The organism is Gallibacterium genomosp. 3 (assembly GCF_001678475.1).
Taxonomy (GTDB): domain Bacteria; phylum Pseudomonadota; class Gammaproteobacteria; order Enterobacterales; family Pasteurellaceae; genus Gallibacterium; species Gallibacterium faecale.
Window position 1 is genome coordinate 1 of the sequence record NZ_JTJR01000004.1, and the last position, 10,400, is coordinate 10,400.

The 10,400-nt window shown below is 37.0% G+C and carries 16 protein-coding genes and 3 pseudogenes; 15 read left to right on the forward strand and 4 right to left on the reverse strand.

Annotated features, from left to right (window positions below; all coding sequences use genetic code 11):
• From QV06_RS00915 to QV06_RS00975, 13 genes and pseudogenes are all read left to right on the forward strand, one after another.
• A partial coding sequence (locus tag QV06_RS00915) for a replication protein P (protein WP_065236534.1) occupies window positions 1-669 on the forward strand: 669 nt, incomplete at its 5' end.
• 2 nt (window positions 670-671) lie between these two features.
• Window positions 672-1,271: a DNA N-6-adenine-methyltransferase gene (locus QV06_RS00920; RefSeq protein WP_065236535.1), complete on the forward strand. Its 600-nt coding sequence runs from the start codon at window positions 672-674 to the stop codon at window positions 1,269-1,271.
• Window positions 1,261-1,695: a recombination protein NinB gene (locus QV06_RS00925; RefSeq protein WP_065236536.1), complete on the forward strand. Its 435-nt coding sequence runs from the start codon at window positions 1,261-1,263 to the stop codon at window positions 1,693-1,695. Before QV06_RS00920 ends, QV06_RS00925 begins: the two co-directional genes overlap by 11 nt.
• Window positions 1,692-1,895: a hypothetical protein gene (locus QV06_RS00930; protein ID WP_065236537.1), complete on the forward strand. Its 204-nt coding sequence runs from the start codon at window positions 1,692-1,694 to the stop codon at window positions 1,893-1,895. Before QV06_RS00925 ends, QV06_RS00930 begins: the two co-directional genes overlap by 4 nt.
• A gap of 12 nt (window positions 1,896-1,907) precedes the next feature.
• Window positions 1,908-2,513, forward strand: a complete 606-nt coding sequence (locus QV06_RS00935; RefSeq protein WP_065236538.1) for a recombination protein NinG — start codon at window positions 1,908-1,910, stop codon at window positions 2,511-2,513.
• Window positions 2,513-2,917, forward strand: coding sequence for a hypothetical protein (locus tag QV06_RS00940; protein WP_065236539.1), 405 nt, complete (start codon window positions 2,513-2,515; stop codon window positions 2,915-2,917). Before QV06_RS00935 ends, QV06_RS00940 begins: the two co-directional genes overlap by 1 nt.
• A gap of 48 nt (window positions 2,918-2,965) precedes the next feature.
• Window positions 2,966-3,241, forward strand: coding sequence for a type II toxin-antitoxin system RelE/ParE family toxin (locus tag QV06_RS00945; protein WP_065236540.1), 276 nt, complete (start codon window positions 2,966-2,968; stop codon window positions 3,239-3,241).
• Between the two features lie 11 nt (window positions 3,242-3,252).
• On the forward strand, window positions 3,253-3,537 hold the full coding sequence (locus tag QV06_RS00950; protein ID WP_013747141.1) for a HigA family addiction module antitoxin: 285 nt from the start codon (window positions 3,253-3,255) through the stop codon (window positions 3,535-3,537).
• A gap of 150 nt (window positions 3,538-3,687) precedes the next feature.
• Window positions 3,688-4,020 carry a phage holin, lambda family gene (locus tag QV06_RS00955; RefSeq protein WP_081277263.1) on the forward strand — a complete coding sequence of 111 codons (333 nt, stop codon included), beginning with the start codon at window positions 3,688-3,690 and terminating at the stop codon, window positions 4,018-4,020.
• Window positions 4,013-4,420 (forward strand): M15 family metallopeptidase, encoded by a 408-nt coding sequence (locus QV06_RS00960; RefSeq protein ID WP_065236541.1) that lies wholly within the window; start codon window positions 4,013-4,015, stop codon window positions 4,418-4,420. The genes QV06_RS00955 and QV06_RS00960 overlap by 8 nt, the downstream gene beginning before the upstream one ends.
• Window positions 4,421-4,423: 3 nt before the next feature.
• Window positions 4,424-4,750 carry a DUF2570 domain-containing protein gene (locus QV06_RS00965; RefSeq protein WP_065236542.1) on the forward strand — a complete coding sequence of 109 codons (327 nt, stop codon included), beginning with the start codon at window positions 4,424-4,426 and terminating at the stop codon, window positions 4,748-4,750.
• A gap of 328 nt (window positions 4,751-5,078) precedes the next feature.
• Window positions 5,079-5,549, forward strand: coding sequence for a DUF1441 family protein (locus QV06_RS00970; RefSeq protein WP_065236543.1), 471 nt, complete (start codon window positions 5,079-5,081; stop codon window positions 5,547-5,549).
• Window positions 5,549-7,286 (forward strand): annotated as a pseudogene (locus tag QV06_RS00975) (phage terminase large subunit family protein); the annotation flags it as partial. The gene QV06_RS00970 and the pseudogene QV06_RS00975, both read left to right, overlap by 1 nt.
• A gap of 192 nt (window positions 7,287-7,478) precedes the next feature.
• On the opposite strand, the gene QV06_RS00980 reads toward QV06_RS00975, so the two are convergent.
• On the reverse strand, window positions 7,479-8,111 hold the full coding sequence (locus QV06_RS00980) for a T6SS immunity protein Tdi1 domain-containing protein (protein WP_065236544.1): 633 nt from the start codon (window positions 8,109-8,111) through the stop codon (window positions 7,479-7,481).
• A gap of 103 nt (window positions 8,112-8,214) precedes the next feature.
• On the opposite strand from QV06_RS00980, the pseudogene QV06_RS00985 reads away from it, so the two are divergent.
• Window positions 8,215-8,625, forward strand: a pseudogene (locus QV06_RS00985) (terminase gpA endonuclease subunit); the annotation flags it as partial.
• Between the two features lie 110 nt (window positions 8,626-8,735).
• Here the strand turns inward: QV06_RS00985 and QV06_RS00990 are convergent.
• Genes QV06_RS00990 through relB form a run of 3 tightly spaced genes read right to left on the reverse strand, consistent with a single transcriptional unit; the run spans window position 8,736 to window position 9,531 of the window.
• Entirely contained in the window at window positions 8,736-9,032 is a 297-nt protein-coding gene (locus QV06_RS00990; protein ID WP_065236546.1) for a HigA family addiction module antitoxin, read from the reverse strand.
• 15 nt (window positions 9,033-9,047) lie between these two features.
• Window positions 9,048-9,326: a type II toxin-antitoxin system RelE family toxin gene (locus QV06_RS00995; protein ID WP_065236547.1), complete on the reverse strand. Its 279-nt coding sequence runs from the start codon at window positions 9,324-9,326 to the stop codon at window positions 9,048-9,050.
• Window positions 9,295-9,531: a type II toxin-antitoxin system RelB family antitoxin gene (relB, locus tag QV06_RS01000; protein ID WP_065236548.1), complete on the reverse strand. Its 237-nt coding sequence runs from the start codon at window positions 9,529-9,531 to the stop codon at window positions 9,295-9,297. Before relB ends, QV06_RS00995 begins: the two co-directional genes overlap by 32 nt.
• A 391-nt stretch (window positions 9,532-9,922) precedes the next feature.
• Between relB and QV06_RS01005 the strand changes: the two are divergent.
• Window positions 9,923-10,400, forward strand: a pseudogene (locus QV06_RS01005) (BRO-N domain-containing protein); the annotation flags it as partial.

The window sequence follows — 10,400 nt, forward strand, 5'->3', positions numbered from 1 at the left end:
TTTGCAAATACACAACTTACTGAATTAGTTGGAAACGAACCAAATTATCAACAAACCTCAGTTGGAGAACAAGTTATTCCACCGCACGTAGCTAAATTTGTTGATCGGTTATTTATTCGCTTAAAAGCGATATTCCCAGCATGGAAATCGGCATTTGACAGTGAAGAAAGTTATCAAGAAGCGAAACGCCTTTGGTTAGAAGCGTTGGTAAATAACGGCGTTACGACCGCAGCACAGTTTAAGCGAGGGATAGCTCAAGCAGAGCGTAAGGATGTCCCATTTTTTCCTAGCATTGGGCAATTTATTGCGTGGTGCAATGCTGAAAATTACGCCGAGTTAGGATTACCAACACCTGATGAATTGAAACACCGCTTAAATAAATTTCGTGCGAATGGTGGTTTTTCGGAGATTGATCGCTTTGAGTTTATGTCCGTTGCGGAATACTGGTTGATTACTGATATTGCAAATAAATCAATCCAGAAATCTTATACGGAAGCAGAAGAATCTAAAGCAATGAACGAGGCGTTAGAAAAGATGGTAAAGCGCTTAGAAAAAGGGGAAGTACTACCAAAACCAACTCGATCATTACCTGAGAAAGTTGAATATCTGGATCCTGAAAAAGTGAAACAAGGTTGGGCTAATTTGAAAGCGTTAGTAGCGAGAGGTTAGTAATGAGTTTTGATAAAGATACTTGGCAAACGCCACGTTATTTATTTGAGTGGCTAGAACAACGCTATGGCTGGATTCATATTGATGGTTGTGCAAACCATATGAATTCATTGACGTATCACTATATTGGTGAACCAGCACCAGAAAATTATAAATGCCTTGATGAATCACCTTGGAGCGATGACGATAAAGAATCTGTTGCTCCAGATTTTTTAGGAAATGATTTATTTGAAAGATTATTTTATGTGATAGCAGGAACTTGCTGTACCAAGCTACGCATTTTCGTTAATCCACCTTACTCAAACGTTACCCCATTTTTAAAACGTGCGAAAGAGTTACGAGATGCAGGTCATATGGTGATTATGTTACTTAACAACGATAAATCCACTCGCTGGTATCAAGAGTGTATCTACAACGTTGCAAACGAGGTTATAGATATTACTGGTGGGCGAGTAGGGTTTATCAATCCAGTTACTAAACAAGAGATTAAAGGCAACAGCAAAGGGCAGATGATTGTCGTATTCGATCCAACGATAGATGATTTTGTAACACGTAATGTCAGTTTAGATCTTATTAAGAAGTATGGTGGCTATGGAGCATAAACAGCGTTGTTTACTACGCAACGAACAAGTACGGAATAATTCATTGAATTTTATCCGTACTCTTCCAATCGATGCTGAAAAAACATTAGTGATAGAAATTAAACCAATGACACGCACGTTAGAGCAGAATGCAAAGTTACACGCAATGTTAGGTGACATTGCTAAACAATGCGAATTTCAAGGTAAAAAGCGAGATATAGAAACGTGGAAAATGATTATGGTATCGGCACATAAGATTGCAAGTGGTGGACAAGCTGAAATGGCAATCGGGCTTGAGGGGGAAGTTATAAATCTTCGGGAAAGTACGGCAAAAATGAGCGTAAAACGTTTAGCAAGCTTGATTGAATATATTACAGCTTGGGGTGTGGCTAATGGAGTTCAGTTTAAAGATAACTTTAACCTTTATTTAGGGGAAAAACGATGATTCAACTTTTTGCTGGAATATATCTCTTTTTAATTTTGGCAAGCATAGTTTGCTTAATGGTGGGGATATCTGCTGATGCCTCTCAACAGTCAAAAATTGCAGAGTTTTGCGGTAAATCTTTAGTGTTACTTATTACCGCAAAGGTAATTTATACCGTTTTTCTATTTTTATTTGGGATTATTTACTTTTTTATTAAGTAGTAAGGATTGTAGATGATCAGAAAGAAGCAACCAAAACAATATAAATGTAAGGTTTGTGGTAGTTACTACACAAAAACTATTAGCAGTTTGCAGAAAGTGTGTAGTGTTGAATGTGCGATAAAACTTAGTAAAGAACAAGCACGTAAAAAGCGTGAAAAACTAGATAAACAAGCAAGAGTAGAAAGCAAAAAGCGATTATCAGCATTAAAAGAGAAAAATAAAACTAAAGGGCAATTAATAAAAGAAGCTCAAGAAGCAGTTAATAGATATATTCGTGTTCGCGATGAAAATAAAGAATGTATTTCGTGCGGAACGCCATTAATTAGTGAAAAGCTTGGTGGTGGCTTTGATGCTGGACATTATCGCAGTCGTGGGGCTGCTCCGCATTTACGTTTTTACACCTCAAATATTCATGGGCAATGCAAACGCTGTAATCGTTATTTAGGCGGCAACTATCATGAATATAGGGTTGGACTGATTGAACGATTGGGTATTAAGACAGTAGAGGAAATAGAAGCAGACAATCGAGAAAGAAAATATACCGAAGATGATTTAAGACGAATTAAGAGAATTTTTAATAAAAAGATTAAATTAATGCAAAAAAGACGGGGTGATTAATGGAGTATGTTTTTAATGATATTAAAAAAATTTGTGTTCAATGGGGATATTGGGCGACACCACGTCTAGGAACGGAATATCCGAGTATCTCTATTAGCATTCCTATTCCGATTGATGAGAGTAGGCGGAGAATATTGCCTATAAGTGAAGCATTAGCGGAGAAAATAGACGAATGTGTGCTTGTGATGAGAAAAGTTACACCTGAACTATATGATTTATTTATGGCGACTTATGCTTATCGTTTACCACTTTATACTGAGTTCGATCGTGATCGTGTTCCTGTAAAGATTGGGTTGTTAGAGCGATTTGGGATTTGCAAAGCACAATATTTCAATCAAATCAAAATAGCAGAAACATCATTGAAATTAATGTTAAGTCAAAATAAGTGTGTTTTTCTTGCGTAGTAGATTAATTATGTGATATATTTATATCACATTAAAAGAGGGTAAAATATGATTAAGAGTTTTAAACATAAAGGATTGGAACAATTCTTCAAAAAAGGAATTACAAAAGGATTGAGACAAGACCATGTACGAAAGATTAATGGTATTTTATCTCTTGTTGATCGTGCTAATACGGTCGAAGAATTTATTCAATTTTATCAATGTCACGAATTAAAAGGTGACAGAAAAGGAATATATTCAATGACTGTGAGCGGAAATTACCGCATTACATTCGAATTTATTAATGGTGATGCGTCTATTTTAAATTACGAAGATTATCATTAAAGGAGGTATTTATGCGTAAACCAGCACATCCAGGTGAAGTATTATTAGATGGTTTTATTGAACCGAACAAAATAAAAGTGTCTGAATTAGCAACCCATCTTGGTTTTTCTCGTGAAACTTTATCAAGAGTATTGCATGGTAAAACTGCAATGACAGCGAACTTAGCTATTGCACTTGAGGAGGCGGGAATTAGTACAGCAAGATTATGGTTGTCTTTACAGACAGATTATGATTTATGGGAATTAAAACAGAAAAGAGAACATCATATCAAACCATTTAATTTTGCTGTTGCGTAAAAATAAGAAATATAGTTGATTTGTCTAGACTAAAAGTATATATTATTAGCTATAGTGCGGTTTTGCACGCTTGAAACGCACAGATGTTTTTTCTAACCCTGATCGGAAACGGTCGGGGTTTTTTATTGCCTCTGAAATGGAGGTGGAGAAATGAAAATGCCAGACAAAGATCCTGGAGTATGGCTCATTATCTGGGCGTACCTCCAACAAAACTACAATGCCATTGCGGGTTTCGTGATGGCTTTTTTTATGTCTATGTTACGTGCTTGGTTTTTGCAACAAAAAAGTTCGTATCGTCAACGGATATTAGACGGAGCGATATGTGGAGCATTAACACTCTCGTGTATGTCGTTACTAAATCATTTTGGATTGCACGAAAATTTATCAACCTTTATCGGTGGGATGATTGGTTTTATCGGTGCGGAAAAGATAAGAGAGTTTTTATTTAAATTTATTGCTAAAAAGGTGAGCAAGGATGAGTAAGTTTAAATTTTCAACAACCAGTGAAATGCGACTTGTAGGTGTACATCCTGACTTAGTAAAAGTTGTGCGTACTGCAATCTCTGAATCAGAGTTTGATTTTATGGTCGTTGAAGGGAAACGTAGTAAAGCACGACAGGCAGAACTGGTGAAAAGCGGGGCAAGCAAAACAATGAACAGTCGTCACTTAACTGGACACGCCGTTGATTTAGCTCCAATCACAGTTGCAAGCGGAAAAACGGTTATTGACTGGAACAACAAAGCCAAATTTAAAGCATTAGCCGAGTTAATCAAATCTATCAGTGAACGTTTGAATATTGATGTTGAATGGGGTGGAGATTGGCGTATTTTTTACGACGGTCCACATTTCCAATTAAGCCGTAAATCCTATCCTGAGAGGTGAGATATGTTCACAACAAATAAATGGCTATATGTGATAGCGATTATGACATTGTTACTTGTTAGTGTCGTGTATCAACATCAACTGATAAAAGATTTAAAAAACGAAATTGCTAAACAGTCTGACACAATAGCGACACAAAGTACAACGATTATCCGATTACACGCAGAGGCGGTCAATAATCAAAAGCTGACACTCGAATTAAGCAAACAAGAATCAGAGGTAAGGAGCAAATCAGATGATGTTATCAAAAACATATCAGCAGATGACAAAGCAAGTGATGCGTATAACAGTGCTGCTCCTCGTAATATTATTGAGTTCTTGCGCAAGTAAGCCAGTAACAATTGTTAGGCCACAAATCCCTGCGATACTAATTAGTTATTTAGACCGTACGGTCGTACTTACGGTAATGTAGCTCAGTATGCAGTGATACTCAAGCGTGAACGTGATATTTGTTTGAATTGAATTGAATTGAATTGATAGAATCAGAGAGTGGCAGGTGCAACATGCTCAACATTAAAAGGTACTCCTGAGGGGATAGCTATTCCACGGGGTTACGGACTCGCGGTTTTTGGCAGTTTTTTGACTTTCTAGGCGTCATCATCTTGTTGTTTTTGCTTTAGTTTGAATTAGTTTTTATAAGGGGATTGAGATACGAGCCATGGAAAACTTACACGATCTGAAATTAAACATTAACCAGATTGCTGAATTAGTCGGAATGCACCGCCAGACGGTATCTCAACGTGTGGCAGGATTGACACCAAGTGTAGGGAGTAATAGCAAATTAAAGCTCTATCTCCTTGCGGATTTAATCCGTTTAGGACTGCAGGAAAAGAGGACAGCAGATGTTGATTCAATGTCGCCTAATGATCGACGATCTTTTTGGCAAGCTGAAAATGAACGCTTAAAGTATGAGAGGGAGACTGGGGAGCTTATCCCTGCTTATGAGGTCGCCCAAGAAATGAGTATTTTAGCGAAAGCGGTAGTACAACAACTTGAAACTTTACCTGATATTTTAGAAAGAGATGCTGGTTTATCTCCTAGTGCCTTGATAAGAGTGCAACAAATTATTGATGATATTCGAGATCAAATGGCATTGCATATTCAAGAGACTGAACATAAGGAAGAGTAATGTTTGCATCAGCAAAAGATATTCGCCGAGATATTGCTAACGCAATAAAAGCACCAAGACGAATGAATGTTTCTGAGGCGGTAGCGGAATATATGAGAGTACCGATTGGTGGTGGTAATTCGGTTAAGTGGGATAAACATACAGCAGCTTATATTCTTGAACCAATGGATTGCCTAAGCTCTCGTGAATATGATGCAGTAATTTTTGTTGGTCCTGCCCGAACGGGAAAAACCATTGGTTTGATCGATGGCTGGAATTAGTTATTCAATTATTTGTGATCCGTCGGATTTTTTATTGGTACAACTTACACAAGAAAAAGCCAGTGAGCATAGCCGAAAACGATTAGATCGTACATTCCGCTGTTCTCTCGAAATTGCTAAACGACTTAGCCCACGAAAAAATGACAATAATGTTCATGACAAATATTTTCGAGCAGGTAATTTACTGAAAATTGGTTGGCCATCAATCAATGTTTTGTCTTCATCGGATTACAAATATGTAGCTTTAACGGATTATGATCGTTGGTCAGAAGATATTGACGGGGAGGGGGATGGTTTTTCTCTTGCATCAAAACGTACTACAACTTTTATGTCAGCAGGAATGACACTTGTTGAGAGTTCCCCAGGTAAAGATATTGTTGATATTAAACATCAACCAAAATCTAATCACGAAGCGCCACCAACAACAGGTATATTGAGTTTATATAACCGAGGTGATCGTCGCCGCTTTTATTGGCAATGCCCTTATTGTTCAGAATATTTTCAGCCAAGTATGGTAAATATGGTTGGCTTTCGTGATGAGATGGATTTTGTCAAAGCCAGTGAAAATGCCAGATTACAATGTCCACACTGTCAACAGCTTATTAGCCCAGAAATGAAGCGTGAGTTAAATATCAATGGGGTGTGGTTAAAAGAAGGGCAGTACATTGATAAGCAAGGTAACATTCATGGGATAGGGCGTAAGTCTCGCATTGCTTCTTTTTGGTTAGAAGGTCCTGCTGCTGCATATCAAACGTGGGCGCAACTGACCTATAAGCTCCTCAATGCCGAACAGGAATATGAGTTAACAGGCAGTGAAGAAACGCTCAAAGCAGTTATCAACACTGACTGGGGATTACCTTATCTACCACGTTCAGCGTTAGAACAACGCCGAACAGATGAATTAATGGAACGCAGAGAACAGTGTGATGAGAAAAGTGTTCCAGATCAATGTCGTTTCTTGATTGCTGCAGTAGATGTACAAGGTGGACGGAATCGTCGATTTGTGGTGCAAATTGTAGGTTATGGTGAAAATGGCGAACGTTGTTTAATCGATCGCTACAATATTTCTCATACATTACCAGATAGCGATGGTGTAATTGAAAAAATCGATCCTCGCAATCCTGATGATTGGGCAATTTTAATTACAGATGTCTTATCTAAACACTACCCGCTTGCGAGTAAACCACAATACCAAATGCCAATTTTAGCAATGGCAGTAGATAGCGGGGGTGAAGAAGGTGTAACAGATAATGCCTATAAATTTTGGCGAAAATGTCGCAGAGAAGGACTTGCCAAGAAAGTCTATTTGGTGAAAGGAGATAGCACTAAGCGACAAAAATTGATTACGAAAACTTATCCCGATAATACTAGTCGTTCAGATCGACACGCTTCGGCACGAGGTGATGTGCCATTGTATTTATTACAAATAGATTATCTTAAAGTCAGTGCGTTGCTCAACGACTTGCCCAGAAAGAACATCGATAGGGTCGCCTTTGGTGATTTTGTTTTTAGCTGTGATAAAGCGATGGACACCATTATTTTGGGGAAATGCACAAGAGAAAGGGGGCGTATTTCGTAACGTGAAATATGCTCCTGTGTGAGCGATGATTTGAGCGATTTGATGAAATCTCATATTATTCAAAAGGAATGAAGAATTTGAACGCTTGTATTACTCACCATAATCAATAATTTTCCCAACGGCTTGTCCGATTAAATGAATATAGGCTTTAGCATCAACCACTTTGAGATTTCTAATGGATTTGCTACCGCCTAATGCTAAAGCAGGGACATAGCCATAACATTCGCCGTAGTTGAGTTTTGGGAGTTTGTCTTTATTATCTAAATAGATTTTGGCATCGAACATATCCTTATCCTTAATACAAAATTCTCGTCCAATAAATGTATTAAGAGTGCCATCTATATCTCCAATAACTCCACGCTTACAATTTCTTACATTTATGAGAAAAAATCGATTACCCTCATCTGGTGCAATAGTCCAATTTTCATTTCCTTCCCAAACTAATAAATCGCCTAAGGCAGTAATACCCCAAACAATTGTAGGCTCTAATAATTTATCTACATACTCAAAAATAAACTCATACTCATCAGGATTTACCATTTGTAGAAAACCATTTTCATAAATCCCAAATCCCATATTTTCCCAAATCCATAATAATTCTTCAGGAAAATAAGAATTTCCTTGATACATATTTCGGTATTTTTCAATTAGGTTTTTATCTGCAAGTGCGTGTTTGATATAGGTATCTTTATTTCGGTCAATAAATTGTTGAATGGTTTTCATATTTTTTCCTATAAAAGTTTAATATTCATCATTGCATTATCAGGTAAATTTTCAATAGTTTTAGGCGGAATGCCATATTATCCTTTTACTTTGGCTTCTATATCGTATTAATAATGCTTTAGCATGTCAAACAGAAGGGGCAAATTATATACATTTCCCAAGTTGGATAGGCGAATGGTTTTTTGATGAATTGGTTTATGAGGAGCGCGGTTCTGATGGCAAATGGCGTAAGCCAGGTAAAGGCAATAACGAAGCCTTTGACTTATTTTGTTATGCTCATGCTATCGCCATTTTACGGGGGTATGAACGGATCAAATGGGGTGATGAAAAGCAAGTACCTGATTGGGCGAAATTACCCGAAATTAACCCGAATATTTTAAAAAATTCCACCACAGACCATACTGAAGCAAGTGTGGTAGAAAAAAAGCAAGAGTTACCTCTCAAAGTCAACGCAATGAAAGAGAATGCAAGTTGGCTAACAGGAAAGTCTTATCGAAAAGGAGGGTGGTTGTAAACAGAGTATAAAAATGTAATCTGGTTAATATCATTTTATCGGTCTAGATCGCAAAAATAACAAAAAAGAATAGTTTTAAAGTCTGTTTACAAAGACAGGCTTTTTTATCATTAGATTTTTTGTAAGGCAGGCGTAACAGAGAAGTCCATTTTTTGAGAAGCTTTCCATAAATCATAATCAGCTTGTTGGTGTAGCCAACTTTCTGGCGTTGGGCTATCTTCGCCTAACCAAGCGTGTAGGCGTAATGCCATATCAGCGCTTATTCCTGATTTACCATTTAGTAAGCGAGAAAAGGTTACTCTATTCACGCCTAATTGTTTAGCAGCTTCTGTTACAGTTAAACCGAGTTCAGGTAAAATATCTTCTCGGATAACCTCTGCTGGATGTGGTGGATTGTGCATATTCAAATTACCTAAACGTTATTAATTATAGATTTCTCTTCGATGACCAATTTCTAATGCCGTTATAAGTAATTCTCCATTATCAATATGGCAAATAATACGATAATCCCCAACACGATAACGCCACATTCCAGATAAATCACCAACTAAACCTTTGCCTCTATCTCTTGGATCTTCCAGAGTTTGAAGTGATTTAAGGTAATTTATTATACGTTGTGCTTGTTGAGGATTTTTCTTAGCAAGTTTGGTAAGTTGTTTTCTGGCTGTATCAGCGAACAGTACCGTCCAAGTTGAGTTCATTCTCTATATCCTTTAAGGTGTATGTTTTTTCCTTGCCTGAACGAACACGTTCTAACGTTGCATTAGCTAAGAGTAAATCTTCTAAATCTTCTAAATAGGCTTCTAGAGCTTGTTTAATGTAGAAAGATTTTGCTCTTCCTGTTTCCCTAGCTAAATGATCTAAGCGTTGTTGTAATTCATCAGGCAATCTTACTGTAATGGTCATATTTTGGTCCTCGTGTTTGTAGTCAAGGTATTATAAGAATGTATTAAGTGTAATACAAGTAATAAATATATTTCATTGGTTTATTATTTGACAAGATCCATATTATTATTTAATATTTAAATCAAGGTGTCGCAACCTTAACAGCGGTAATCCGCAACCAAAATCCAATGCGGTTTTTTTGTATCTAAAATTTGTGTTTCTCCTTTTTCTTTTCTACACAATTTTTGGCATAAAAAATGGTAATTACAATCTATGATCGAGTGGGCGAGGAATACAATACCTTCGGGGAATAACTCCAGCTTACTGTTAAGCTTGCGAACCGCTCGATCGCCAGTTATCTTTATGATGAAGACAACTGCAATTATTATTCGCAAAATTAACAGAGGCAATTATGTCAATTCAAACTCAACTTTCCACATTCAATTTTGAAGAATCCTCAATCCGTGTAGTTTCTATAAATAATGAACCTTGGTTTATTGCTAAAGATATTTGTGAAATATTAGGTATTAAAAATCCTACTCAAGCCCTAGAGAATCTAGACGAAGATGAAAGGGCTATGTTTAACATAGGGCTTGATCAACGAGTTAATTTTGAAGCGAAATAAATATCGTATCAGAAAGTGGAATGTACACTTTAATTTTACGTTGTCGTGATGCAGTTAAAAAAGGGTCTGTTCCACACCGTTTTAGAAAGTGGGTAACAGCAGAAGTTCTCCCACAGATTAGAAAAACTGGTAAATACGAAAAAATAAGTACAACAGTAGATGATCGTACAGGTTTACGAGATGCGGTTAATATGTTGGTAAGCAAAAAGGGATTAATCTACTCTGATGCTTATAATCTTGTTCATCAATATATGAATGTAAAAAG